Below are 25,325 nucleotides of genomic sequence, written 5' to 3'. Positions count from 1 at the left end.
CCCCCATGCTGCACGGCTACAACCCACCCCAACGCTACCTGCCCTACCTGAGCTGGCGCCAGATCGCTGACCTGCCCGACCCGGCCAACACCGTCATCGTGCTGCCCACCGGCGCCACCGAGCAGCACGGCCCGCACCTGCCGTGCGCGGTGGATTCGGTGATCGCCGCCGGCGTGGTGGGCCACGCGCTGGCCCGTCTGGGCGCTTCGGTGCCGGCCTATGCCATGGCGCCCATCACCTACGGCAAGAGCGAAGAGCACCTGCACTTTCCCGGCACCATGACGCTGAGTGGCGAAACCCTGCTGGCCACCATGAACGAGATCGGCGAATCGGTGTACCGCGCCGGCTTTCGCAAGCTGCTGATCGTCAACGGCCATGGCGGCCAGCCGCAGGTGATGGAGATGGCGGCGCGCGAGCTGCGCCTGCGCCATGGCGACTTCATCGTGGTGCCCAGCTTCACCTGGCGCGTACCCCATGTGGCCGGGCGCTACCTGTCGGAGCGCGAAAAAAAGCTGGCCATGCACGCCGGCCATGCCGAGACGGCCCTCATGCTGGCCCTGGCCCCCGACACCGTGGACATGTCGCTGGCCGTGAGCAACTACCCACCCGAATTCCCCTCGCGCCTGCTGTCGCCCGATGGTCGGCCTGCCTGTGCCTGGAGCGCGCGTGATTTCGGCCCCAGCGGGGTGATCGGCGACCCGCTGCCGGCCACGGCCGAGCAGGGCCAGGCCATCCTCGATTCGCTGGCCGAGAGCTGGGCCCAGGCCATCACCGAGTTGCACGAGCTGAGCTGGGCACCGCGTGCCGAGCCCACCTGGGGCCGCGCCCAGCACACCGGCCACATCGAGGGCTGAGGCCTGGCCCGCTTTGTGCCTGTGCCGCTGCCATCCACCGTTCCCCCCTGTTTCAACCACCCCACTGGAGCTATGCCATGACCTTCTCTGCCGTGTCGTCCACTCTTCGCCGCCTGCGCCCGCTGGCCCTGGCCAGCCTGGCCCTGTGCGCCCTGGGCTCCGGTGCCGCGCGGGCCGATGAGTCCTTTGTGTACATGACCAACTGGTACGCCCAGGCCGAGCATGGCGGCTTCTACCAGGCCCTGGCCACCGGCCTGTACAAGAAGGCCGGGCTGGATGTGAGCATCAAGATGGGCGGCCCCCAGGTCAATGTGGTGCAGATCATGGCCGCCGGCCAGGCCGACTGCGTGATGGGCTCCAGCGACCTGCAGATGGTGCAGATCCGCGAAGGCGGCGTGCCCGTGGTCAACGTGGCCGCGCTGTTCCAGAAAGACCCGCAGGTGCTGATCGCCCATGAGGACGTGAAGAAGTTCGAAGACCTCAAGGGCAAGACCATCCTGATCGCCGGCTCGGCCCAGAAGGGCTTCTGGCCCTGGCTCAAGGCCAAGTACGGCTTCACCGACGCCCAGACCCGCCCCTACACCTTCAACATCCAGCCCTTTGTGGCCGACAAGAACACGGCCCAGCAGGGCTACCTGACCAGCGAGCCCTTCGCCATCCAGAAGGCCGGCGTCAAGGCCAACACCCTGATGTTCAGCGACCACGGCTTCCCGGCCTATGCCACCACCATCTCCTGCATGGACAAGACCACCCAGACCCGCAAGAAGGCGGTGGCCGCCTTTGTGAAGGCCTCCATCGAGGGCTGGAAGAGCTACCTGGCCGACCCGGCCCCGGGCAACGCCCTGATCAAGAAAGACAACCCGCAGATGACCGACGAGCAACTGACCTACAGCGTGGCCAAGCTCAAGGAAACCGGGATGGTGGGCGGCGGCGACGCGGCCAAGCTGGGCATCGGCGTGATGACCGAGGCACGCATCAAGGCCAGCTACGACTTCCTGGTCAGCACCCAGCTGATCGACCCGGCCAAGGTCAAGATGAGCGAGGCCTACAGCACCGAGTTCGTCAAGGACGTGAAGGTTCTGCCTTGACCCTGCTGCATTGACTCTGCTGCATTGACCTTGCTGAGGGCGGCCTGTGCCCGCTCACAGGCCGCTTCGATCCGGAAAGCCCCGCCATGAAACCCGACCCCAGTAGTCTGCCGTCCGCGCCCCGGCCCCCCGTCGTCGAGCCAGCCCCCGTGCCCGAGGTGCCGGCCGTCGACATCCTGTCGGCCGAGAAGATCTACCCCAACGGCACCCGGGCCTTGTTGCCGGTGGACCTGAGCCTGCGCGAGGGTGAATTCGTGACCCTGCTGGGCCCCTCGGGCTGCGGCAAGAGCACCTTGCTGAAGATGGTGGCCGGCCTGCTCGAACCCAGCGACGGGCGCCTGCTGCTGTGGCGCAAGCCCGTGGCCGATCTGGCCCAGACCGGGCGGCGCATGGCTTTTGTGTTCCAGTCGCCCACGCTGATGCCTTGGGCCAGCGTGCGCAGCAATGTGCGCCTGCCGCTGGACCTGGCCGGCGTGCCCCGTGCCGAGGCCGAGGCCCGCGTGAGCGAGGTGCTGGCCCTGGTGGGCCTGTCCAAGTTCGACCGGGCCTTGCCCCGGGCCCTCTCCGGCGGCATGCAGATGCGGGTGTCGATTGCCCGCGGCCTGGTCACCGAGCCCGATCTGCTGCTGATGGACGAGCCCTTTGGCGCCCTCGACGAGATCACCCGCCACAAGCTCGATGCCGACCTGCTGGAGCTGTGGCGCAAGAAGAAGCTCACGGTCATCTTCGTCACCCATTCGATCCATGAGGCGGTGTTCCTGTCCAGCCGTGTTGTGATGATGGCGGCCCGCCCCGGTCGGGTGGTGGAGCAGTTCTTCATCGACGAGCCGCACCCGCGGCACGCCGACTTCATGGTCTCACCCCAGTTCAGCCAGTACGCCCGCCAGTTGCAGGACAGCCTGCTGCGCGCCAGCATCGAGGAGCCCCAGCCATGAGCCCGCATGCACCTGCACCCAAAGCCCCCGTGGCCTGGCTGCACCGCCCCGAGGTGCAGCGCGTTGTCTACCCGCTGCTGGTGGGCCTGTTCCTGCTGGCGCTGTGGCAGGGCCTGGTCACCGGGCTGGAGCTGCCCCCCTACCTGGTGCCCTCGCCGGGCCTGATGCTGCAGACCCTGATCAAGGACTGGGCCACCCTGGGCCTGGCCCTGTGGGTCACCCTGAAGATCACGCTGTTGGCCTTCGCCCTGGCGGTGGTGGTGGGCGTGCTGATTTCGTTCCTGTTCGTGCAGAGCCGCCTGATCGAGACCGCCTTGTTCCCGTATGCCGTGCTGCTGCAGGTGACCCCCATCGTGGCGGTGGCCCCGTTGATCATCATCTGGGTGCGCGATGCCACGCTGTCGATGGTGATCTGCGCCGCCCTGGTGGCGCTGTTTCCGATCATCAGCAACACCACGCTGGGCCTGCGCAGCATCGAGCCCGACCTGCAGAACTACTTCCGGCTCAACCACGCCACGCGCTGGCAGTCGCTGGTGCGCCTGCGCATCCCCAGCGCCTTGCCGTACTTCTTTGGCGGCCTGCGCATCTCCAGCGGCCTGGCCCTGATCGGGGCGGTGGTGGCCGAGTTCGTGGCCGGCACCGGTGGCACCGGCGCCGGGCTGGCCTACCAGATCCTGCAGGCCGGCTTCCAGCTCAACATCCCGCGCATGTTTGCCGCGCTGTTGCTGATCTCGCTCACCGGGGTGGCGCTGTTCGCGCTGATGGCCTGGCTGAGCCGGCGCGCCCTCAGCGGCTGGCATGCCAGCGAGACCTCCCACGAGTGAGCCTGTTCCCTGAGCACTCTTTGATCCTCCCCAGCTTTCCGGAGACCCCACCATGACCGCCCCCAGCCTGACCGCTGCCGAACTGCCCGACCAACTGCCCCAGATCGACTGGATCACCGACCCCTCACGGGTGGCGCGCCTGTCGCAGGACTTTGCCTGGTTCAGCCCCGTGCTCAAGCGCGAGCTGGGCGGCAAGGTGGGCGAGGTGGTGGTGCGCCCGCGCACCGAAGACGAGATCCGCCAGGTGGTGTCGCTGTGCGCACGCCAGGGCGTGCCCATCACGGTGCGCGGCAGCGGCACCGGCAACTATGGCCAGAGCACACCGCTGTCGGGCGGCGTGGTGCTGGACCTGAGCGCCTACAACGGCTTCATGTGGTGCCGCGACGGCGTGGGCCGGGCCCAGGCCGGCATCCGCCTGGCTGATTTCGACCAGCGCAGCCAGCCCCTGGGCTGGGAGCTGCGCTGGCTGCCCTCCACCTACCGCAGCGCCACCCTGGGCGGCCTGTTCGGTGGCGGCTTTGGCGGGGCCGGTTCCATCACCTGGGGCCCATTGGCCGCCAGCGGCAATGTGCTGGGGGTGCGGGTGATGTCGGTCGAGCCCGAGCCGCAGATCACCGAGCTGCGCGGCGAAGACGCCATGCTGCTGCACCACACCTACGGCACCAACGGCATCGTGCTGGAGCTGGAGGTGGCCCTGGCCCCGGCCACGCCCTGGTTGGAGTGCATCGCGGTGTTCGAGGATTTCGAGGCCGGGCTGCGCTTTGCCAGCGAATTCGGTGCCGCCCCGGGCCTGCTCAAGAAAGAGGTGTGCTTTCTGGGGGCGCCCATCCCCGACTACTTCGTCAACCTGGCCGATCACCTGCCCACCGGCAGCCACGCCGTGCTGCTGATCCTGGCGCCGGCGGCCGAGGCCGGCATGCAGGCCCTGCTGGCGCGCCACGGCGGGCGCATCAGCTACCGCAAGACGGCCGAAGAGGTGGCCGACAGCCACCGCACGCTGCTGGAGTACACCTGGAACCACAGCACCTTGCACGCCCTCAAGGTGGACAAGGGCCTCACCTACATCCAGAGCGGCTTCGACCCCAGCCGCCACCTGGCCCAGGTGTTGGCGCTGGAGGAGGTTCTGGCCGGTGAGGTGATGACGCACCTGGAGTTCTTGCGCACCAAAGAGGGCGTGTTCACCTGCAGCGGGCTGCAAATCATCCGCTACAGCACCGAGGAGCGCCTCAACGCCATCATGCAGATCTACCGCGATCACGGTGTGTTCATCAACAACCCGCACGTGTTTGTGGTGGAAGACGGCAAGCAGGCCGGCAAGCTGGCTGAGGGCGTGCTGGACATGAAGCATCGCTTCGACCCGCAAGGCCTGCTCAACCCCGGCAAGCTGCGCAGTTGGCAGGCGGCTGCCATGTGAGGGGGCGCGCGCCAGCGGCCGGGCCGCATGTGAGAATGTGCGTTCTGCCAGAACCTCACCGTGCCCATGTTTGCCGCCCAGCACCTGATCCCTGCCGATCTTCCCGATCTGTCTGATACCTTGTCGGTCAGCTTGGCGGCCTGGCAGGCCCGCTGGCCCGACATGGGCGTGCTGGCCCTGGTGCCCGAAGCCTTGGCCGACCGGGTGCCCAGCCTTCAGGCCGCCTGCCGCGACCACGTCGTGCCACTGTTGGGGGCGGTGTTCCCCAGCCTGTTCACCGCCCAGGGCTTTGTCACCGACCAGGTGCTGCTGCTGTGCCTGGCCCCCATGCCCCCCTGGCTGTTTCAGCCCGTGCTCGATGCTGCGGGGCGCGAGGCCTGGCACGAGGCCGTGCGCTTCATGCAGGCCACCCAGCCTGTGGCGCCTGGTGCCGAGCCGCTGCTGTTCATGGTCTTCGACGGCATGCTGCCCGACGTGGGCTCGCTGGTGGACGAGCTCCACATGGCGCTCGAAAAACCAGTGCGCTATTCGGGGGTGAATGCGGGCAGCGAAACCTTCCAGCCCATGGCTTGCCTGTTCGATGCCGAGCGGCAGGCCGGCATGGGCGTGATCAGCCTGTTGCTGCCCCCGGCGGTGGATGCGCTGACCCGCCATGGCTACCCGGTCAGCCGCGCGCTGATGACGGCCACCTCGGGCGAGGGCAACCGCATCGACACCATCGACCATCGGCCGGCCTTCGACGTCTACCAGCAACTGATCCTCGAAGAATACGGCGTGCACCTGACGCGTGAAAACTTCTACGACTATGCGGTGCATTTCCCTTTCGGCCTGGTGACGATGGTGGATGTGCTGGTGCGCATCCCGGTGGCGCTGGGCGAAGACGGCTCGCTGATCTGCGTGGGCGAGATTCCGCCCAACACCTTGATGCGCCTGCTGCGTGCCCCCGCGGCCGGGCAAGGCACGGCCGTGGATGAACTGGCCACCTTTGTGGCCGAACGCCAGCGCAGCGCGCCTGCGCGCAGCTGGCTGCATTTCTACTGTGCCGGGCGACGCATGCACCTGGGTGAGCAGGCCCTGCAGGAGCTGCAGAGCCTGCAGCGGCAAAGCGGGCAGGGCGCGCTGCTGGGGGCACTGACCCTGGGCGAGATCGACACATTGGACGCAGCGGGCCTGCCGCGCCTGCCGCGCTTCCACAACGCCTGCCTGGTGGCCCTGGGCTGAGCCCTCACACCGGCAACAGGGGCTCAGCCCGGTGGCGCTGACGCGGCCCGGGCCATGTGCACCTGGTGCAGCGTGATCTTGCGCACCTCGGCCTGGCTGGTCTGGATGTGGGCGCGCAAGAGCATCACGGCCTGGTCGCTGCGGTGCGAGCGGATGGCGCTCAGGATCTTGCCGTGCTCTTCGTAGGTGGCGGCAATGCGGTCCTGCTTGGTGAAGTCCAGGCGGCGGATGATGCGGATGCGCTCGGTCACCTCGCGGTGCACGCGCGCCATCTCGCGGTTGCCGGCGGCCTCGACCAGCGCGCAGTGAAAGCCTTCGTCCCAGCGTGAGACCTCGGCGCCGTCGTGGCTGCGTTCGGCCTCGGGCACCAGCCAGATGGCTTCGAGCTGGCGCAGCAGCGCCTGGTCGACCTTGTCGTCGCCCGAGCACAGGCGCTGCACGGCGGTCGATTCCAGCACCTGGCGCAGGTCGTAAAGCTGCTCGAACTGCTCGAAATCAAAGGGCAGCACCCGCCAGCCGCTGCGAAACTGAACCTCGACATAGCCCTCTTGCTGCAGGCGCACCAGGGCCTGGCGCACCGGCGTGCGCGACACCTGCAGGCGATCGCACAGCTCGTTTTCGGAAAATCGGTCGCCGGGCACCAGCTGGAAGCCGGCGATGTCGGCCTTGAGCTGATCGTAGACATCGTCGGCGCGCGAACGCCGGGCGGGAGCGCGCGCGGCGCGGGGAATCTGTTGACCTGTGGTGTGCACGGCAGGACTGTATCAGGCTGCTGTCGGCGGCTGGCTCAGCAGGGCCAGCAGCGCGGGGCTGGCCGCCACCCAGCCGACGATGGCACCCTGTGCGCTCACCATCTCCAGGGTGGCCGCCTTGAAGGCGGCAAAGTAGCTCTCGGTGCAGTCTTCCAGCAACAGGCAGTCGTAGCCGCGGTCGTTGGCCTCGCGCAGGCTGGTCTGCACGCAGACCTCGGTGGTCACGCCCATCACGATCAGGTGGCTGATGCCGCGCTGCTGCAGCAGCTCATGCAGGCCGGTGGCGTAAAAAGCCCCCTTGCCGGGTTTGTCGATCTCGATCTCGCCGGGCTGCGGCGCCAGCTCGGGGATGATCTGGTTGCCGGGCTCGCCGGCCACCAGGATGCGCCCCATCGGCCCTGGGTCGCCGATGCGCAGGCGCGGCTGGCCACGCAGGCGCTTGGCCGGCGGGCAGTCGCTGAGGTCGGGGCGGTGCGCCTCGCGCGTGTGCACCACGCAGCCGCCAAGCGCACGCCAGGCCTGCAGCACCGCCTGGCAGGCCGGCACGATGGCCTGCAACAGGCTCACGTCGTTGCCCAGCGACTCGCCAAAGCCCCCGGGCTCCACGAAGTCGCGTTGCATGTCGATGATCAGCAGGGCGGTGTGGGCCGGGTCGAACACATAGTCGAAGGGGCGGGCGGCCAGGGTAAGGGTGCTCATGGGGGCTCCGTGCAGAGGTGTGGGGCAGGGTGGCGGGAGGGTGGGGGGCTGAGGGGGGGCTGGTGGCGCCTCAATGCGCGCCACCGCCCATGTGGGCGCCCAGCTCCAGTCGGTCGGCGCCGGCGGCCGGGGTTTCGTAGACGATGCGGCCTTCGCTCATCACCACCAGGCGGTCCGCCAGCTCCAGCAGTTCGTCCAGGTCTTCGCTGACCAGCAGCACCGCACCGCCGCGCTCGCGCACCTGCACGATGCGCTGGTGGATCTCGCGCACGGCGGCAAAGTCCAGGCCGAACACCGGGTTGGCCGCGATCAGCACCTGGATGTCGCCGGCCAGCTCGCGCGCCAGCACGGCCCGCTGCACATTGCCGCCCGACAGGCTTTTGATCGGGGCGTTTTCGCTGCGGGTCTTGACGCCGTAGGCCGCAATCCAGTCGCGTGCACGCTGGCGCCACAGCCGCGGTCGCAGCCAGCCGTGGGTGCTCAGCGGGGGCTGGTCGAAATCGCGCAAGGCCATGTTCTGGGCCACGCTGAGCTCGCCCACGCAGGCGTTGCGCAGCGGCTCTTCGGGCAGGCTGCGCACGCGCAGGCGGCGGGTTTCCTCGCGCCGGGCCAGGTAGGGCTGGCCCGCCACGCGCACGCTGCCGGCCGTGCGCGCGCGCTGCCCCACCAGGGCTTCGACCAGCTCGCGCTGGCCGTTGCCGGACACACCGGCCACGCCCAGGATCTCGCCGGCCCGCACCTGCAGGCTCAGATCGTGCACGGCGGGCAGACCCCGGTCGCCCGGGGCCTGCAGGCCTTGCACCTCCAGCGCCACGGGCGCCTCGGCGGCCAGGGCGCGGCGCGGGGGCTGGCCTGCCGCTGCGTGGGGGGCGGCGTCGGAAGATGCCTCGGTCTCGCCCATCATGGCGCGGGCCAGCCGGGCCGGGCTGGTGTCGCCCACTGAGGCGTGCAGCACCGCCTGGCCGCGGCGCAGCACGGTCACGGCATCAGCAAAGGCCATCACCTCGCGGAATTTGTGCGTGATGATCAGCACCGTGCACAGGCGCTGGCGCGCCAGCTCTCGCACATGGCCCAGCACCTCATTGGCCTCTTGCGGGGTCAGCACCGAGGTGGGCTCGTCCAGGATCAGCAGGCGTGGGCGCAGGTACAGCTGCTTGAGCAGTTCGAGCTTCTGCTTCTCGCCGGCCGCCAGCTCGGCCGGCCGGGCCTCCAGGTCGAGGCGAAACGGTGTGGATTCGATGAAGCGCTGGAGTTCGCTGCGGCGCTCGCGCCAGTGGATCAGGCCCGGCACCTGGCCGCCGGCCAGCAGCAGGTTCTCGGCCACGCTCATGCCCGGGGCCAGCGTGAAGTGCTGGTACACCATGCCGATGCCCAGGGCCCGGGCCACCACCGGGTTGCTGATGGCCTGCTCGCGCCCGTCGATCAGCACGCTGCCCACTTCGGCCCGCTGGAAGCCGGCCACGCACTTGACCAGCGTGCTTTTGCCAGCCCCGTTTTCGCCCAGCAACGCGTGCACGCTGCCGGCGGCCACCTTCAAGTCCACGCTGTCCAGCGCGGTGAAGGCGCCAAAGCGCTTGGTGAGGCGGTAGGTGTCCAGCGCCAGGGCGCCGGTGCCGGCGGGCAGCGCGCCAATGGGATGCTGGGGCTGGTGCTGGGCTGACAGGGTGGGGTGGGTCATGTCGGGCATGGTGGGCTCCTGCGCCTAGATGGATGAAAGCCCCGCCAGGGCCTCCAGCAGCTGATTCGAGCTGGCGTGGGCGCCGAACACGCCCCCCTGCATGGTGATCATGTTGAGCGCGGCCTGGTGGTTGGCAGGGTCGGTGGCGGCCGTGCCGTCGGACAGCAGCAGGCACTCGAAGCCCCGGTCGTTGGCGTCGCGCATCGTGGTGTGCACGCAGACATCGGTGGTGATGCCGCCCAGGATCAGGTTCTCGATGCCGGCCAGGCGCAGCACCATGTCCAGGTCGGTGGCATAGAACGAGCCCTTGCCGGGCTTGTCGATCACCAGCTCGCCGGGCAATGGGGCCAGCTCGGGGATGATCTCCCAGCCCGGCTCGCCGCGCACCAGGATGCGGCCGCAGGGGCCGGCATCGCCGATGCCCAGGCCGTCGCGGCCGATCTGGCGCGAGCGCCAGCGCTTGTTGGCAGGCAGGTCCGACAGGTCGGGGCGGTGGCCCTCCCGGGTGTGGATCACCAGAAAGCCCAGGGCGCGCAGCCGGGCCAGCACCTGGCGCAGGGGCTGGATGGGGGCGCGGGTGAGCGAAATGTCGTAGCCCATCACGTCGACATAGCCGCCGGGGCCGCAGAAGTCGGTCTGCATGTCGATCACGATCAGGGCGGTGTTGTCGGCGCGCAGGGCGCCGTTCCAGGGCCAGGCGTAGGGCTGGGCGTCCACGTGGAGCGCGGTGGGGGTAGGCAGGAGTGGGCTCATGGCGAGGCTGGTTTCGATCAAGAGGTCAACGTGACGACAGTTCACCTGGGCTGCCCGCGGCCACGCTGCCGGGGCGGCAGGTGATCACCAGGATCAGCAGAGTCAGCCCATAGGGCACGGTGTTGAAGAGGTGGTAGCCCCAGCCGATGCCCACCGACTGCAGGGCCGGGCCGATGGCGCCAGCGCCGCCGAACAGGGCGGCAGCCCCCACGCAGCGCAGCGGGCTCCAGCGGGCAAAGATCACCAGGGCCACGGCGATCAGGCCCTGGCCGCTGGAGATGCCCTCGTTCCAGCTGCCCGGGTAGAACAGCGTGAGCGAGGCGCCGCCCAGGCCGGCGATCAGCCCCCCGCCGGCGGTGGCGGCCCAGCGGATGCCACCGACCGAATAGCCCAGCGCCCGCGCGGCATCGGCCGAATCGCCGGCCAGGCGCACCAACAGGCCCATGCGGGTGTTGGCAAAGGCCCAGCTCATCAGGCCGGCCAGCACCAGGCCCAGCGGCAGCAGGGCATTCACCTGCAAGGCGGCCTGCACGGCGGGGCTGCTGCTCCATTGGCCCAGCGCCAGGGCGGGTAGTTGCGGCGCCTGCGGCTGGATCAGGGGCTTGCCCAGGTAGAAGGCCAGGCCGGTGCCGAGCAGCATCAGGGCGATGCCGGTGGCCACGTCGTTGACCCCGGGCAGGCTGCACAGGCCCGCATGCAGGCTGGCCAGGGCGGCGCCCGCCAGGGCCCCGCACAGCACCCCCACCCAGGGCGAACCGCTGAGGTAGGCGCCACCGAACGAGGCCATGGCCGACAGCACCAGCACGCCCTCCAGCCCCAGGTTGATGCGCCCCGACTTTTCGGTCAGGCACTCGCCCAGGCTGACGAACAGGAAAGGCGCGCCGACGCGCAAGGCCCCACCCACGATGGCGGCCAGCAGGGTGATCCATTGATCGGCGTTCATGGGCTGGACTCCTTCAAAGCGGGGCGGGCCGGCCACAGGCGGCGCCACAGCGCCGCCGGCTCGCCCTGGCGCAAGGCCTCGCTGGCCAGGATGAAGACAAAGGTCAGGCCCTGCAGCACCAGCACCGAGGCGTCGGGCAGGCCGAGGCGGCGTTGCAGCAGGCTGCCGGCCGCGCCAAAGCCGCCGAACAGAATGGCCACCGGCACGATGGCCAGGGGCTGGTGGCGGGCAATGAACGAGACCAGGATGCCCGCGTAGCCGTAGGCCGCGATCAGTGAGGCGTTGGCATTGGTGTGCACGGCGGCCACCTCGACCGCGCCGGCCAGGCCGGCGCAGGCGCCCCCAAGGGCGCAGGCCAGCAGCACCAGGCGGGTGGCCGGCAGGCCCATGAGCTGGGCCGTGCGCAGGTTGCCCCCCACCACCCGCAGCGCAAAGCCCGAGGCGGTCAGGCGCAGCCAGCCGCCCAGCAGCAAGCAGGCCAGCACGCCCAGCACCAGGCCCCAGTGCACATCGGAGCCCGCGATGCCACCGATGCGCAGGCCTTCGGGCAGCGACAGGGTGGACGGCTTGTTCAGGCTGGCCGGGTCGCGCAGCGGCCCTTCGACCAGGTGCTTGAACAGCCCGATGGCCACATAGGCCAGCAACAGGCTGCTGATGGTCTCGTTGATGCCCCGGTACTGGCGCAACGCGCCCGCCAGCATCACCCACAGCGCCCCGGCCAGGGCGCCGGCCACGCAGGCCAGCACGCTGCCGGCCAGGTTGGCCGGCAGGGGGAGCTGGGTGGCTGCCGCGGCGCAGGCCAGGCCGCCCAGCACCAGCGCCCCTTCGCCCCCGATCACCACCAGGCCGGCCTGGGCCGGCAGGGCCACGCACAGCGCGGTCAGCATCAACGGGGCGGCCCGTTGCAGGGTGTTCTGCCATGAGAAGGCATCACCGAAGGCCCCTTTGAAGAGCAGCCAGGCCATGTCGAACGGATCCACACCGGCCAGCCAGACCAGTGCGCCGAACACCAGCAGCGCCGCCGCAAGGGCGCCGATGGGCAGAGCGATTTCCCGCAGGGCGTTGCGCATGATGGGTGGGCCGTGCGGGCGTCAGATCGAGCCGACCACGCCCTCGACGAGGTAGTTCATCTTTTCGAGCTCGAGGTCGGTCTGCTTGAGCACCTTGCCGGCGGCCAGGATGGTGTTGCCCTTGTTGTCCTTGAGCGGGCCCTTGAAGATGTCGAAGCTGCCCGCGAGCATCTTGGCCTTGACCTCGTCGGCGTTCTTCTTGGCCGCCTCGCTCACGCTGCTGCCATAGGGCGACATCTTCACGTAGCCTTCCTTCAGGCCGCCGCGCAGGAAGTTGGGGTGCGGCTTGCCGGCCTGGGCGGCCTCGATGATGGTCTTGTAGGCGGTGAGCCAGTTCCATTCGGCACCGGTCAGGTAGGCGGCCGGGGCCAGCTTGGCCTGGCTGGCGTGGTAGCCACAGACCATCTTGCCGCGCTTGGCGGCGGTCTCGACCACCACCTTGGGGCCGTCGACGTGCATGGTGAACACGTCCACGCCCTGGTCGGCCAGGCTGTTGGTGGCCTCGGCCTCCTTGACGGCCATGGACCAGTCGCCCGTGAAGATCACGCTGCAGGTGATGTCGGGGTGCACCGAGCGCGCGCCCAGCAAGAAGGCATTGATGTTGCGCAGCACCTGCGGAATCGGCTTGGCGGCCACGAAGCCGATCTTGCGGCTCTTGCTCATGTGGCCGGCCACCACGCCATTGAGGTACTGGCACTCATCGATGTAGCCGAAGAAGCTGCCCACGTTCTTGGGGTGCTTGCCTTCGGTCCACAGACCGCCACAGTGCGAAAAGCGCACATCGGGGTACTTGGGCGCCAGGGCCAGGATGTGCGGGTCGAAGTAGCCGAAGGAGGTGGGGAACAGCAGGCCGGCGCCGTCCTGGGCGATCATGCCGGTCATGGTCTTTTGCACGGCGGCGGTCTCGGGCACGTTCTCTTCCTCGACCACCTTGATGCCGGGCAGCTTCTTGAGCTCGGCGGCGGCCTGGGCATGGGCCTGGTTGTAGCCGTAGTCGTCACGCGGGCCGACGTAGATCACGCCGACGGTGAGCGGCTTCTGGGCATGGGCCAGCAGGCTCAGCGGGCCGAACGAGGCCACGGCGCCGGTACTGGCGAGGGTTTGCAGGGCGAGACGGCGGTTCAGCTTGCGGTTCATGTTTCGGGCTCCATGGGTTCAGGTCGGGGGCACTTGCAAGGGTTGACAGCGGGAACCCCGGTCCACGCTGCCCAAGAGAAAAAGGGGCTCAGTCGAGCAGGCTCACGTGGGCGGCCACCACGCGCCAGCCCTCGGGCGTGCGCATCCAGGTCTGGCTTTGGCGCCCCAGGCGGGTGCTGCCGGCGCGGCGGAACTCGGTGTTGGCGGTGGCAAAGTCGGGCCCGTAGGTGGTGATCACGGTGTTGTGCAGGCTGCGCGCCAGGCCTTGCGGCGAGCGGCCGGCGCGAAAGGCCTGGATGGCCTGGTAGCCCAGCAGGTTTTCGGTGGCGCCATAGCGCAGGGTGTGCGGGCTGTTCCAGAACAGCTCGTCGAGCACCTCGACGCGGTTGTGCACCAGCGCGTCTTCGTAGCGGGCGAAGACGGCCTGGACCTCGGCGAGCACTTCAGGCAGGTTGATGGGCAGCAGGGTGGAGGGGGTGTGGGGCATGGCAATCACTCTCATCGGGGCAGGAAATCCGGCGCGATCGGGGCCCGGGCCGGGCCCAGGGCCTCCAGCGCGGCGGCGGCGCGCAGGGTCAGGTCTTCGCGCCAGGGCGCGGCGATCAGTTGCACGCCGATGGGCAGGTGGGGCAGCTCGGGGTCGCAGCCCCACACCGGCACGCTGCACACCGGCAGGCCGATGCACGAAATGGGCTGGGTGAGCAGGCCCATGCTGGGGCGCAGCGGCAGTCGGCGCTCGCCGAGCTGCAGGGTCTCGGCACCGATCGGTGTGGCGGCACAGGGGGTGGCCGGGGCCAGCAGCAGGTCCACCTGCTGGAACACCGCCGCCACGGCCTGGGCATAGCGCAGCCGCACGCGCTGGGCGCGGGCCACCCAGGCCGCCGGGATCAACGCGCCGGCCAGAAAGCGGTCACGCGACAGGGGCTCGAAGTCGTCGGCGCGGCGGCGCAGGTCGTTCAGGTGGCCGCTGGCGGCCTCGGCATTGGTGATGACAAAGGCGGCCGCGCGCCCGGCCTCTACCAGGGGCAGCTCGTGGCGGGTGGTGGCGCCCAGGGCCTGGGCCACCTGCTGCACGGCGCGCTGGGCCGGGGCGCCGGCCTGCTCCTCGAACCAGCCGCCGAGCACGCCCACGCGCAGGCCGGCCAGGCCTTGGGTCAGCAACGGGCTGCAGGCCTGCACCGGGCGCTGGCCGCAGCCGGGGTCGTGGGCCAGCCGGGGGTCTTCAGGCCCCTGCATCAGGTCGTAGGCCAGGGCCAGGTCGCGCACCGAGCGGGCAAACGGGCCCAGGTGGTCCAGGCTCGACACAAAGGGGTAGCTGCCCGTGCGCGGCAGGCGGCCGAACGTGGGCTTGAGGCCGAACACCCCGCACAGCGAGGCCGGCACGCGGATCGAGCCATTGGTGTCCGAGCCCAGGCTCAGCGGCACCTGCCCACCCGCCACCGCGGCCCCCGAGCCGCCCGACGAGCCGCCCGCGATGCGCGCCGTGTCGTGCGGGTTGCGGCAGGGGCCTTCGTGGCTGTTCTCGGTGGTGAAGCCGTAGGCGTATTCGTCCATGTTGAGCGCGCCCACCAGCACCGCGCCTGCGGCCTCCAGCCGGCGCACCAGCAGGGCGTCCGCGTTGGCGGGTGGGCTGTCGCGCTCGATGCGCGAGCCGGCCAGGGTGGGCAGGCCGGCGATGTCAAACAGGTTCTTCACGGCAAAGGGCACGCCGGCCAGCGGGCCCTGGCGCAGCAGCGGATCGGCATCCATCTGGCGCGCCCGTTGCCTTGCCCGATCGACCAGCACCGCGGTGAAGGCGTTGAGCTGCGGGTTGCTCTGGTCGATGTGCTGCAGGCAGGCTTCGGTCAGCGCGCTGGCGCTGAGCTGGCCGGTGCGCACGGCCTGGGCCATGGCGCTGGCGTCCTGGCCCAGCCAGGGGGTGGCGTCAGAGGGCATGTTCACCTCCGGTGGGCCCGGCGGGTGGGGCCGGTGGCACGGCCACGGGCTCGAAGTGCAGGGCCGATTCATCGTGCGGATGCAGCTCGGTGGCTTCGAGCACGGCGGCAAAGCGCGCCGCCATGCCGAAAAAGGCCAGCACGCCGGGGCGTTGCTCGGGTGTCAGTGACAGGCCCAGCGCGTCGGCGGCGGCCTCCACGTAGCGGGCCAGGGCTTCGGGGGGGATGTCCGGGCTCATCGGCGCACCTCGCGTTGGAAGATCTCCAGGCTGCGCCGGCGCGTGCTCACGAAATCGGGCTCGCTGAGGGTGTCGACGGTGCGCGGGCGCGGTGCGTCGTAGCGCAGGATCTCGGCCACCCGGGTGGGGCGCTTGGTCAGCAGCAGCACCTCGTCGGCCAGGTAGACGGCTTCTTCGAGGTCGTGCGAGACCAGCAGCATGGTGGTGCCGGTCTGCATGAACACCTCCTGCAGCTTTTCGCGGATGAACAGCGTCATCTCGAAGTCGAGCGCCGAGAAGGGCTCGTCCAGGAACAGCACCTCGGGCCGTGGCGCCAGCGCCCGCATGATGGAGGCGGTTTGCTGCTGGCCGCCCGACAGCTCGTAGGGGTAGCGGCGCAGGTCGAACTTGACGTCGAACGAGGCCACCAGCTCTTCCATGCGCCGGTCCACCTCGGCCTTGCTGCAGCCCTGCAGCTTGAGCGGGTAGGCGATGTTGTCCAGGGTGCGCATCCAGGGGAACAGCGCCTCGCGGTAGTTCTGGAACACGTAGCCGATCTGGGTGTCCTTGAGCGACTTGCCGTCGAACAGCACCTCGCCCGAATCGATGGGCACCAGGCCGGCGATCATGTTGATCAGGGTGCTCTTGCCGCAGCCGTTGGGCCCGAACACCGAGACGATCTTGCCTTTGGGAATGTCGAGGTCGAAGTTCTCGTACAGCGGCCAGCCGGCAAAGTACTTGGTCAGGCCGCGGATGGTGATGTGGGTTCCGGCCGGGCCTGGGCGAAAGGCCGGCGTGGGCAGGTCGGCGAAGACAGGGGCGTTGGCGACCACACTCATGGTTTATCTCCCGCTCCAGTGGACGATGCGGCGTTCGGCCAGCAAGAAGCTGATGTTGAGCACATAGCCGAGGGCACCTGCGGCCAGGATGGAGGCGTACATGTCACGCACGTTCATCACCTGCTGTGAATTGATGATGCGGTGGCCCAGGCCACTGTCGGCACCGATGAACATCTCGGCCACGATGACGATCACCAGGGCCATGGACACGGCCGAGCGCAGGCCGACAAAGCTGGGCTGCAGGCTTTCCCAGATCAGCACGTCGCGAAAGGTCTGCCAGCGGCTGGCCCCCATGACCTGGGCCGCCATCACGCGCTGCTTGCGTGCGTTGATCACCCCGTAGGCGCTGTTGAAGACCACGATCAGCCAGGCGCCGAAGGCCGCGATGGCGATCTTGTTGACGTCGGACACCCCGAAGATCATCAGGAACAGCGGGATCAGGGCCGACGAGGGCGTGGAGCGGAAGAAGTCGATCAGGAACTCGACGCTGCGGTAGGCACGCTCCTGGCTGCCCAACAGCACGCCCAGGGGCACCCCGAGCACGGCGGCGATCACAAAGGCCTGCACGGTGCGCCACACGGTGGTCAGAAAATCGCCCAGCAGGGCGCCCCCGGCCAGCCCGGTGATCAAGGTGGCCAGGGTGTCGGCCGGCGCCGGCAGCAGGATGGGCTTGACCCAGCCCACGCGCACCACCAGATCCCACACGATGAAGAGCAGCAAGGGGCCGGCAAAGGGCAGGGCGGCCGAGGCCGAGGAGGCGAAGCGGCGTGGGGCTTGCGGCGCCTGGGCCGAGGGCGCCTGCCAGGGGCGGGTGGCGGGCGGCGTCGTGGCCGGTGTAGTGGCCGTCATCGCAGCCGGTGTTGGGGTGGCGGTGCCCATGGCGCTCAAGCCTTGTAGAGCATGCTGTCGACCACCAGACGCGAGGCGAAGATGCCCTTGTCCGAGAACAGGTCGAAGAACTTCTGGAAGTGCGCGATGTCGGCCGCCGTGAATTCGTTGTAGAGGGTGTAGGCCGCCAGGGGCACCTCGCCGGTCAGGGGGCCTTCGATGGCGGTGTAGCCCTTGAGGTACTGACGCGCGTCGGCCGGCTTGCTGCGCACATGGGCCACGCCCTTGGCATAGGCAGCGATGAACTTCTGGGCCTCGGCCGGGTACTTCTTGATGAAGGCCGAGGTCAGCGAGGCCGAGCCGCCGAACCACGGCGCCATGGGGTCGCCCAGCACGTAGCGGGAGATCACGCCGGCCTCGAGCACCCGGGTGCTGCTGTTCAGGCGCCCGATGGTGCCGGTGGGTTCCAGGGTGTAGCAGCCATCGACCTGACCGGCGGCCAGGGCGGCCACGTGCTGGCCGATGGGCAGCTCGATGACCGTGGCGCCGGTGGCGCCGCCGCGCTCCAGCACGGTCTTGGCCAGGGTCACGTTCTGGATGCCGGGGCCCGAGGCGATGCGCTTGCCCTTGAGGTCGGCCATCACCTTGGCCGGGCTGGCGCTGGGCACCAGCACCTCATCGAGCACGTACTTGGCGTTGCTGGGGTTGGAGCAGAAGATCTTGAAGGTGCCCGGGGCCGCCAGCTCGCCGATGGCGATGTTGGCCGAGCCGGTGCCGTTGGCGCTGCCGTCGCAGCGGTCCGACAGCATCGCTTCCATGATCTGCTGTGCGCCGGCGTGGCGCTGCACCTCGACGTTGAGGCCGGCCTCCTTGAAGAAACCCATCTCCACCGCCGCATAAAAGGGCAGGCCGGCGGCGATGGGCCAGTAGCCGATGCGGATCTTGGGGCCGCTCTGGGCGCGCAGCACGGCGGGTGCCGCCAGGGCCAGGGTGCTGCCGGCTTGCAGCAGGTGGCGCCGGGTCGGTTGGTGGAGGGAACGGGGGGCTGGGCTCATGGGCGGGCTCCTGGTCGGGGGACGGGTGTGGGTGATGGGTGTGGGTGATGGGGGGTGATGGGGGGTGATGGGGTGTCGGGGGCAGGGGGGCGTCAGCGGTTCGCGCTGGTATAGGCCACATAGGCTCGCCAGCCACCGCGGGCGGTGATGTCGGTGGCGCCCTCCAGAGCGTGGCCTTCGCAGATGAAGCCATGCACCCATCGGCCGTCGATCAATTCGAGGCTGCCCAGGCCCAGTGGCGCGGGCACCCCGGCCAGAAAGCTGCCGACCTGTTCCATGGGCACCTGCCACACCTCGACGGCGATGGGCGCGCCCTGGCCGGGGCGGCGTTGCAGGCCGGGTTTGGGCGGTGTGGTGCCCGGCAGCGCAAACAGCCGGTAGTGGGCCGAGGTGGTGGTGGCTTCGAGCAGGGTGGCGCCGCGCTCGGTGAGCTGGTGGTTGAGCGGCATGCCCGACAGGTGGGCGCCGACCACCGCCAGCTTGAGGCTGGCCGGGGCGGTGCTGGCGCGCAGGCCTTGCACAGGCTGGGGCGCTGGCAGCGCCTGGCCGGTGGCGCCCAGCGGCAGGCCGCTGGCCTGGTGGTAGCGCTGGCCCAGCTCGGCCAGTTGCAGATCGCTGCCGCAAGGGCCGATCAGGGTGATGCCGAAGGGCAGGCCGTCAGGGCGCAGGCTGCTGGGCACCGAGAGGGCCGCGTAGTCGAGCAGGTTGACGAAGTTGGTGTACTGGCCCAGGTTGCGGTTCAGCGTCACCGGGTCGGCCAGCATGGCTTCGATGCTGTAGTGGGTGGGCGCGGTGGGCACCAGCAACACATCGATCTGCTGCCACAGGTCGACCACGCGCTGGGCGCAAGCCTTCAGGCGGAGCTGGGCCTGCACCAGATCGGCCGCGCTGTAGCGGCGGCCGGCCCCGAGGATGCTGCGCACGGGCTCGATGACCTCCGCTTCGTGGGCATCGAAGAAGTCGCGCACGGCGGCATAGCGTTCGGCCACCAGGGCGCTTTCGTAGAGCAGGGCAGCGGCTTCGGCCAGCGGCGCGTAGTCGATCGTGCGCGGGGTGCCACCCAGTGAGCGCAGGCGGGCCTGGGCCTCGTCAAAGGCGGCGCGGGCCAGCTCGTCGCCGAAGAACTCCAGCCGGTCGGGCACGCCGAACACAAAGGCGGCGGGCAAGGGCTGGTCGAGCAGGGGCAGGGCGCGTGAGTAGGGGTCGGCCGGGTCGTGGGCGGCCAGTGTGTGCAGCACCTGCACCGCCACATCGACCGTGCGGGCAAAGATGGACACGCAGTCCACGCTTTGGGCCGCAGGCAGCACGCCGTGGGTGCTGATCAGGCCCTTGGAAGGTTTCAGGCCCACGATGTTGTTCAGCCCGGCCGGCACCCGGCCCGAGCCCGCGGTGTCGGTGCCCAGGGCGAAGTCCACCTGGCCGGTGGCCACCACCCAGGCCGAGCCCGAGCTGGAACCCCCGCTGACCAGGCGCGGGTCGAAGGCATTCGGCACCGGCCCGTAGGGCGAACGGGTGCCGTTCAGGCCGCAGGCAAACTGGTCCATGTTGGTTTTGCCGCGCAGGCTGGCGCCGGCTGCCAGCAGGCGTTGCACCACGGTGGCGTGCGACGTTGCGGTCAGACTGAAGGCGGGGCAGGCCGCCGTGGTGGGCAGGCCCGCCACGTCGATGTTGTCTTTCACCGCAAACGTCCATCCCGCCAATGCGCCTTCGGCGCTGGTTTGCAGGGGGGTGTGCAGCCGATGAAGCCAAGCTGGCTCCGTGTCGGTATGAGCCAGCGGCGCGGTGGTCGGCGTTGAGGTTGGATGGTGCACCATGTCAATGCATTCAAGCTTGGATACAAGAAGGAATGCAAACGCTGTGCCAACCCTGCCGGGCCCAGCGGCGAGAGGGCACCGAGCCAACGCTCAGCAGCAGGCCTACAGAGGGGAAAAAACAGAAAAGGCCCCGTGACGGGGCCTGGGTTCGGGCCGAACCTGCGGCTTCAGGCAGGTTGGAAAATGGTGCACTGCCCGGACCGGTGGGGCCTCAGACTGGGGCACGGTGGGGGCCGCGCCCCGCCACCCCGGCGTGAAATCAGTGCAGCACCAGCACCGGCAGCTTGCTGCGGGCGATGATCTTCTTGGTGTGCGAGCCAAAGACAAATTCGCCCAGCGGGCCACGGCCGTGGGTGACCATGACAATCATGTCGCAGCCGGCCCTCTCAGCTTCTTCGATGATGGCGTGGTCCACGGCATAGGCGGTCACGGTCAGGCCGGCAAAGGTCACGCCAGCGGCTTGGGCGCGTTCTTCGAACTGCGTCAACAGGGCATTGGCATGGCTCTGGTTGCGGTCTTCGTGCTCTTTCATCCGGGCGGTGGCCACGGTGGCATCACTGCTGATGGTTGACAGCGGCATGTCGGGTTCGACCACGAAGCCGGTGATTTTGGCGCCGAGCTGCAGAGCGAGATCGATGCTGCCATCCATGGCACGGTGGGACAATTCAGAGCCGTCGACGGGGACGAAAAGGTGTTTGTACATGCTGTCTTTCTCCTCAGATGGATTCACCAAGGCGCCAAGTGGCGCTCATAAGATGATGAGTTGGCTTGAATTAGTTTTTGTGGGCGCGTAAGCGCCCAGCAAAGTGTCACCCAGGCCCGCCAGGGCAGGCGTGTGGATGCTACGTAGTGCCCGGGGGCGCTGAGCCCCTGCAGGCCGCGGCAGGGCCTGCAGCGAGGGAGGGGAGGGCAGCGGTAAGAGCATGTCTGAATTGTTTCAGAAGCTTGATTCCACCGCGCGCAAGCGCTAGCGTAGAAATTTGACTGTGGTCAAACAGCTGCAGGATTGGCAGACTGCCCGGCGGGGCGGCAGCTGGATTTTGAACCTACCGGGGTGGCCACAGGGTTCGTACCCATTCTGTAACCAGGGCTGGGTCCAAAGCCCGGTCTTCGGCGTTACCATAGCGCTGTAATTTAGTTACATAAACCATGAAACTCCATCCCACCGTTGAAGCTGTCACCCGCCGCATCGTCGAGCGCAGTGCCCCTGGCCGCGGCGCCTATCTGGCCCGCATCGACGCCGCCGCGCGCCAGCCCCGGGGGGCCGATCGCATGGGCTGCGCCAATGTGGCCCACGCCTTTGCGGGCGTGCCCGGTGACGACCGTTTTCGCATCGTGGCCGAGAAGGCCCCCAACATCGGCATCGTGACGGCCTACAACGACATGCTGTCGGCGCACTCGCCGCTCCAGCATTACCCGGATCTGATCAAGTCCGAGGCCCGTCTGCACGGCGCCACGGCCCAGGTCGCCGGCGGTGTGCCGGCGATGTGCGATGGCGTGACCCAGGGCACGGCCGGCATGGAACTCAGCCTGTTCAGCCGCGACGTGATCGCCATGAGCACGGCGGTGGCCTTGAGCCACGACGTGTTCGATGCCGCGCTGATGCTGGGCGTGTGCGACAAGATCGTGCCGGGCCTGTTGATCGGCGCGCTGCAGTTCGGTCACCTGCCCACCGTGTTCGTGCCCGCCGGACCCATGACCTCGGGCCTGTCGAACAACGAGAAGTCCAAGGTGCGTGAGCAGGCCGCCCAGGGCCTGGTCGGGCGCGAAGCCCTGCTCGAGGCCGAGATCAAGGCCTACCACGGCGAAGGCACCTGCACCTTCTATGGCACGGCCAACAGCAACCAGATGCTGCTGGAGGCCATGGGCCTGCATGTGCCGGGCACCGCCTTCGTGAACCCGGGCCAGGCCCTGCGCGCCGAGCTGACCCGCGAGGCCGCCCGCACCGTGCTGGGCATCACCCACGCGCGCCGCTTTGCCCCGATTGGCCGCGTGGTGGACGAGCGCTGCATCGTCAACGCCATGGTGGCCTTGCTGGCGACCGGCGGCTCGACCAACCACCTGATCCACTGGGTGGCGGTGGCCCGTGCCGCGGGCATCCTGATCGACTGGAACGATTTCTCCGAACTCTCCGATGTGGTGCCTCTGCTGACCCGCGTCTACCCCAATGGCAGTGCCGATGTGAACCAGTTCCAGGCGGCGGGCGGCCCGGGCTTTGTGATCCGCGAACTGCTGGATGCCGGCCTGATGCACGAAGACGTGCTGACGGTGCGCCCCGGTGGCCTGCGTGAGTACACCCGCATCCCCGAGGCCGGTGCCGACGGCCAGGCCCTGCAATGGCGCGACATCGGCGCCAGCGGCGACGACAGCGTGGTGCGCCCGGCCAGCCAGCCTTTCAGCGCCACCGGTGGCCTGCGCCTGCTGCAGGGCCGCCTGGGGCGCAGCGTGATCAAGGTGTCGGCCGTGCCCGAAGACCGCCATGTGATCGAGGCCCCGGCCCGGGTGTTCGACTCGCAAGATGAGCTTCATGCGGCCTTCAAGGCCGGCGAGCTGGATCGCGATCTGGTCTGTGTGGTGCGCTGGCAGGGGCCGCGGGCCAACGGCATGCCCGAGTTGCACAAGCTGACGCCGCCGCTGGCCGTGCTGCAAGGCCGGGGCTTCAAGGTGGCCCTGGTGACCGATGGCCGCATGAGCGGCGCCTCGGGCAAGGTGCCGGCGGCGATCCACGTTTCTCCTGAGGCTTTGGCCGGCGGTCCGCTGGCCAAGGTGCAAAACGGCGATCTGATCCGCCTCGATGCCGTGGCCGGTACGCTCGACGTGCTGGTCGATGAAACCACCTGGGCGGCGCGTGCGCTGGCTCAGATGCCTGCTGAGCTGCAGGCTTCGAATGCGCTCGGTTGCGGGCGCGAACTGTTCACCGGCATGCGCAGGCATGCCCTCACCGCTGAAGAAGGAGCCTGCACATGGCTTTGAAACCCCTCGCCACCCCCTTGAACGCCCTCGCCGTGATGCGCGATGCCCCGGTGATCCCGGTGATCGTGCTCAACGATGTGGCCCATGCCGTGCCGCTGGCCCGCGCCCTGGTTGCGGGCGGCATCCGCATGCTCGAGGTGACGCTGCGCACGCCACAGGCCCTGGCCTGCATCGAGGCGATCGCCCGCGAGGTGCCCGAGGCCGTGGCCGGTGCCGGCACGCTGCGCAGCGCGGCCGATGCCCGTGCGGCCGTCAACGCCGGTGCACGTTTCGGCGTCAGCCCGGGTTACACATCGGCACTGGGTCAGGCCTGTCGTGACCTGGCGCTGCCCCTGCTGCCCGGCGTGGCCACCGGCAGCGAGATCATGGCCGCCATGGAAGACGGCCTGACCGAGCTGAAGTTCTTCCCGGCCATGCAGGCCGGCGGCCCCGCCATGCTCAAGGCCTGGCATGGCCCGTTTGGCGACATCCGCTTCTGCCCCACGGGCGGTGTCAGCCCGTCCAATGCGGCCGAGTTTCTGGCCTTGCCGAACGTGGCCTGCGTGGGCGGCTCGTGGCTCACCCCGGCCGATGCCGTGGCACAGGGCGATTGGGCCCGCATCGAGGCGCTGGCGCGCGAGGCCAGCCAGTTGCCGCGGGCTTGAGGCTTGTGCTGCCCCCAGGGCCTCAGCGCAGGCCCTTGCCTTCTTCGTGTTCGGCCCGCTGGATCAGCTCGATCTTGTAGCCATCCGGGTCTGTCACAAAGGCGATCACGGTGCTGCCACCCTTGACTGGGCCGGCCTCGCGCGTCACGTTGCCACCGGCGGCCTTGATTTTTTCGCAGGCGGCGTAGGCGTCGGGCACGCCCAGGGCGATGTGGCCGTAGGCCGTGCCCAGTTCATAGCTTTCCACGCCCCAGTTGTAGGTCAGCTCCAGCTCGGCATGCTCGGGGTTGCGGCCGTAGCCCAGGAAGGCCAGCGAGTACTTGTACTCGGGGTTTTCCGAGGTGCGCAGCAGTTGCATGCCCAGCACCTGGGTGTAGAAGTCGATCGAGCGCTGGAGGTTGCCAACGCGAAGCATGGTGTGCAGAAACCGCATTCGGGGGTCCATCAATAGGCAAAGACAAGGCGCCCATTTTGCGTGTTTCTGCGCGCCTCAACGTGTTGGCAGGTCGAACACCAGGCAGGTTGTGGTGGCATGGGCGTACAAGGTGCCGTCGGGCCCCACCAGGCGCGCCTCGGCCGTGGCCAGTTGGCGGCCGCAATGGATCACGCGGCCCTCCGCCCGCACACGGCCGACCTTGGGGGTGATGGCCTTGACCAGGTACACCCCCAGCTCGGCGGTGGTGTAGCCCCGACCCGGCAGCATGCAGGTGTGCACGGCGCAACCCAGGGCCGAATCGAGCAGGGTGGCAAACCAGCCCCCGTGCACGGTGCCCATGGGGTTCAGGTGCTGTTGCCTGGGCGTGCCCTGGAACACGGCGCGCCCGGGGCCCACCTCAACGATGAGAAAATCCAGCGTGCGCGCCATTTCGGCATAGGGCAGGGTGCCCTCGAGCAGGGCCTGCATCTGTTGCAGGCCATTCTTGCCGACAATCTGTTCGGGGCGGGCCACGCCGGGGCCAGGGCCCTGGTCCAAGATGGCGCGGATGGCGGCTTCCTCCTGCAGCCAACGCTGCAGGGTGGCTTCACGGGAGTCTGCCGTAGGATCGGTATCGGCGTGGCTGCTGGGTGGGTTGGCAGTGCGCATGGTTGAATTCCGTTAAATATTGCAGATGCAATTATTGCAAATACAATGAACTCATGAACAAGCGCACCCCCTCCGAAACTGTCAAGGACGCGACAGCCCGTCCGCAGGGCTGCACGAATTTCAAGCTGCGCCGCCTGATGCGGCAGGTGGCCCAGCATTACGACGCCCACATGAGCCCGTGCGGGCTGAAGACCACGCAGTACTCCTTGCTGAACACGGTGGAGCGCCTGGGGCCCATCCAGCCGTCCGAGTTGGCGCGCAGCATGGCCATGGACGCCTCCACGCTCACGCGCAATCTGCGCCCCCTCATGGACGCAGGCTGGCTGCTGCTGGGCCCGGGGCAGAACGCCCGCAGCCGCCTGGTTCACATCACCGAGGCCGGGCGCGAAAAACGCCGTGAGGCCCAGGCCTTGTGGCGGGTGGCACAACTCAGCCTGAACGAGATGCTGGGTGAGTCCACGGTGGTGGCCCTGCACGGGCTGATCGATGACTGCATGGAACTTCTGGTCGAACCGGCCGCTGAGCCGGCCGCTGCAGAACAGGCAGCCGGGGCCTGAACTTCAGCCCA

26 protein-coding genes are annotated in these 25,325 nt (G+C 68.9%); 9 read left to right on the top strand and 17 right to left on the bottom strand.

The window, feature by feature from the left end; all coding sequences use genetic code 11:
• Positions 1–5 precede the first annotated feature (5 nt).
• The 6 genes from F624_RS0115310 (at position 6) to F624_RS0115285 (ending at position 6,336) form a co-directional block, all read left to right on the top strand.
• Positions 6–854, top strand: coding sequence for a creatininase family protein (locus tag F624_RS0115310; RefSeq protein WP_019575201.1), 849 nt, complete (start codon positions 6–8; stop codon positions 852–854).
• Positions 855–931: 77 nt separating this feature from the next.
• Complete coding sequence (locus F624_RS0115305; RefSeq protein WP_019575200.1) at positions 932–1,942, top strand: ABC transporter substrate-binding protein; 1,011 nt, start codon at positions 932–934, stop codon at positions 1,940–1,942.
• An 86-nt stretch (positions 1,943–2,028) separates the two neighbouring features.
• Positions 2,029–2,877: an ABC transporter ATP-binding protein gene (locus F624_RS0115300; RefSeq protein ID WP_084679524.1), complete on the top strand. Its 849-nt coding sequence runs from the start codon at positions 2,029–2,031 to the stop codon at positions 2,875–2,877.
• The gene (locus F624_RS0115295; protein WP_019575198.1) at positions 2,874–3,701 is read left to right on the top strand and encodes an ABC transporter permease; all 828 of its coding nucleotides are present in this window, start codon (positions 2,874–2,876) and stop codon (positions 3,699–3,701) included. The genes F624_RS0115300 and F624_RS0115295 overlap by 4 nt, the downstream gene beginning before the upstream one ends.
• Before the next feature lie 52 nt (positions 3,702–3,753).
• Positions 3,754–5,115, top strand: a complete 1,362-nt coding sequence (locus F624_RS0115290) for an FAD-binding oxidoreductase (RefSeq protein WP_019575197.1) — start codon at positions 3,754–3,756, stop codon at positions 5,113–5,115.
• Positions 5,116–5,181: 66 nt separating this feature from the next.
• Positions 5,182–6,336 carry an FIST signal transduction protein gene (locus F624_RS0115285; RefSeq protein ID WP_019575196.1) on the top strand — a complete coding sequence of 385 codons (1,155 nt, stop codon included), beginning with the start codon at positions 5,182–5,184 and terminating at the stop codon, positions 6,334–6,336.
• Between the two features lie 23 nt (positions 6,337–6,359).
• Here the strand turns inward: F624_RS0115285 and F624_RS0115280 are convergent, their stop codons facing one another.
• The 15 genes from F624_RS0115280 to F624_RS0115210 form a co-directional block, all read right to left on the bottom strand.
• Entirely contained in the window at positions 6,360–7,088 is a 729-nt protein-coding gene (locus F624_RS0115280) for a GntR family transcriptional regulator (RefSeq protein WP_019575195.1), read from the bottom strand.
• A 12-nt stretch (positions 7,089–7,100) separates the two neighbouring features.
• On the bottom strand, positions 7,101–7,787 hold the full coding sequence (locus tag F624_RS0115275; RefSeq protein ID WP_019575194.1) for a cysteine hydrolase family protein: 687 nt from the start codon (positions 7,785–7,787) through the stop codon (positions 7,101–7,103).
• A gap of 70 nt (positions 7,788–7,857) precedes the next feature.
• Positions 7,858–9,474, bottom strand: coding sequence for an ABC transporter ATP-binding protein (locus F624_RS0115270; RefSeq protein WP_019575193.1), 1,617 nt, complete (start codon positions 9,472–9,474; stop codon positions 7,858–7,860).
• A gap of 15 nt (positions 9,475–9,489) precedes the next feature.
• Positions 9,490–10,218, bottom strand: a complete 729-nt coding sequence (biuH, locus tag F624_RS0115265; RefSeq protein WP_031255153.1) for a biuret amidohydrolase — start codon at positions 10,216–10,218, stop codon at positions 9,490–9,492.
• A 25-nt stretch (positions 10,219–10,243) separates the two neighbouring features.
• The gene (locus F624_RS0115260) at positions 10,244–11,161 is read right to left on the bottom strand and encodes an ABC transporter permease (RefSeq protein WP_019575191.1); all 918 of its coding nucleotides are present in this window, start codon (positions 11,159–11,161) and stop codon (positions 10,244–10,246) included.
• Positions 11,158–12,231: an ABC transporter permease gene (locus tag F624_RS0115255; protein ID WP_019575190.1), complete on the bottom strand. Its 1,074-nt coding sequence runs from the start codon at positions 12,229–12,231 to the stop codon at positions 11,158–11,160. Before F624_RS0115255 ends, F624_RS0115260 begins: the two co-directional genes overlap by 4 nt.
• A 21-nt stretch (positions 12,232–12,252) precedes the next feature.
• Complete coding sequence (locus F624_RS0115250; protein ID WP_019575189.1) at positions 12,253–13,368, bottom strand: BMP family ABC transporter substrate-binding protein; 1,116 nt, start codon at positions 13,366–13,368, stop codon at positions 12,253–12,255.
• Positions 13,369–13,456: 88 nt separating this feature from the next.
• A complete protein-coding gene (gene hpxZ, locus F624_RS0115245; protein ID WP_019575188.1) occupies positions 13,457–13,855 on the bottom strand; it encodes an oxalurate catabolism protein HpxZ in 399 nt (132 codons plus the stop codon).
• Positions 13,856–13,866: 11 nt separating this feature from the next.
• Positions 13,867–15,303 (bottom strand): AtzE family amidohydrolase, encoded by a 1,437-nt coding sequence (locus tag F624_RS0115240; protein WP_019575187.1) that lies wholly within the window; start codon positions 15,301–15,303, stop codon positions 13,867–13,869.
• The gene (locus F624_RS0115235) at positions 15,293–15,541 is read right to left on the bottom strand and encodes a DUF4089 domain-containing protein (RefSeq protein ID WP_019575186.1); all 249 of its coding nucleotides are present in this window, start codon (positions 15,539–15,541) and stop codon (positions 15,293–15,295) included. Before F624_RS0115235 ends, F624_RS0115240 begins: the two co-directional genes overlap by 11 nt.
• Positions 15,538–16,359: an ABC transporter ATP-binding protein gene (locus F624_RS0115230; RefSeq protein WP_019575185.1), complete on the bottom strand. Its 822-nt coding sequence runs from the start codon at positions 16,357–16,359 to the stop codon at positions 15,538–15,540. The genes F624_RS0115235 and F624_RS0115230 overlap by 4 nt, the downstream gene beginning before the upstream one ends.
• Before the next feature lie 3 nt (positions 16,360–16,362).
• Positions 16,363–17,208 (bottom strand): ABC transporter permease, encoded by an 846-nt coding sequence (locus tag F624_RS0115225; protein WP_031255149.1) that lies wholly within the window; start codon positions 17,206–17,208, stop codon positions 16,363–16,365.
• 35 nt (positions 17,209–17,243) lie between these two features.
• Complete coding sequence (locus tag F624_RS0115220; protein ID WP_019575183.1) at positions 17,244–18,242, bottom strand: ABC transporter substrate-binding protein; 999 nt, start codon at positions 18,240–18,242, stop codon at positions 17,244–17,246.
• A gap of 92 nt (positions 18,243–18,334) precedes the next feature.
• The gene (gene atzF, locus F624_RS0115215) at positions 18,335–20,056 is read right to left on the bottom strand and encodes an allophanate hydrolase (RefSeq protein ID WP_084679523.1); all 1,722 of its coding nucleotides are present in this window, start codon (positions 20,054–20,056) and stop codon (positions 18,335–18,337) included.
• A 259-nt stretch (positions 20,057–20,315) separates the two neighbouring features.
• Entirely contained in the window at positions 20,316–20,759 is a 444-nt protein-coding gene (locus F624_RS0115210; protein WP_031255145.1) for a universal stress protein, read from the bottom strand.
• Between the two features lie 446 nt (positions 20,760–21,205).
• Between F624_RS0115210 and edd the strand changes: the two genes are divergently transcribed.
• Both edd and eda read left to right on the top strand, forming a co-directional pair.
• On the top strand, positions 21,206–23,029 hold the full coding sequence (gene edd, locus F624_RS0115205) for a phosphogluconate dehydratase (protein ID WP_019575180.1): 1,824 nt from the start codon (positions 21,206–21,208) through the stop codon (positions 23,027–23,029).
• A complete protein-coding gene (eda, locus tag F624_RS0115200) occupies positions 23,020–23,673 on the top strand; it encodes a bifunctional 4-hydroxy-2-oxoglutarate aldolase/2-dehydro-3-deoxy-phosphogluconate aldolase (protein WP_031255143.1) in 654 nt (217 codons plus the stop codon). Before edd ends, eda begins: the two co-directional genes overlap by 10 nt.
• Positions 23,674–23,695: 22 nt before the next feature.
• Here the strand turns inward: eda and gloA are convergent, their stop codons facing one another.
• Positions 23,696–24,106: a lactoylglutathione lyase gene (gene gloA, locus F624_RS0115195; RefSeq protein ID WP_019575178.1), complete on the bottom strand. Its 411-nt coding sequence runs from the start codon at positions 24,104–24,106 to the stop codon at positions 23,696–23,698.
• Between the two features lie 57 nt (positions 24,107–24,163).
• On the bottom strand, positions 24,164–24,757 hold the full coding sequence (locus F624_RS0115190; RefSeq protein ID WP_019575177.1) for a PaaI family thioesterase: 594 nt from the start codon (positions 24,755–24,757) through the stop codon (positions 24,164–24,166).
• A 53-nt stretch (positions 24,758–24,810) separates the two neighbouring features.
• Between F624_RS0115190 and F624_RS0115185 the strand changes: the two genes are divergently transcribed.
• A complete protein-coding gene (locus tag F624_RS0115185) occupies positions 24,811–25,314 on the top strand; it encodes a MarR family winged helix-turn-helix transcriptional regulator (RefSeq protein WP_019575176.1) in 504 nt (167 codons plus the stop codon).
• Positions 25,315–25,325: the final 11 nt, after the last annotated feature.

Origin of the sequence: Curvibacter lanceolatus ATCC 14669, assembly GCF_000381265.1 — a bacterium.
GTDB lineage: Bacteria > Pseudomonadota > Gammaproteobacteria > Burkholderiales > Burkholderiaceae_C > Curvibacter > Curvibacter lanceolatus.
This window is presented reverse-complemented; position numbering and strand designations above follow the sequence as displayed.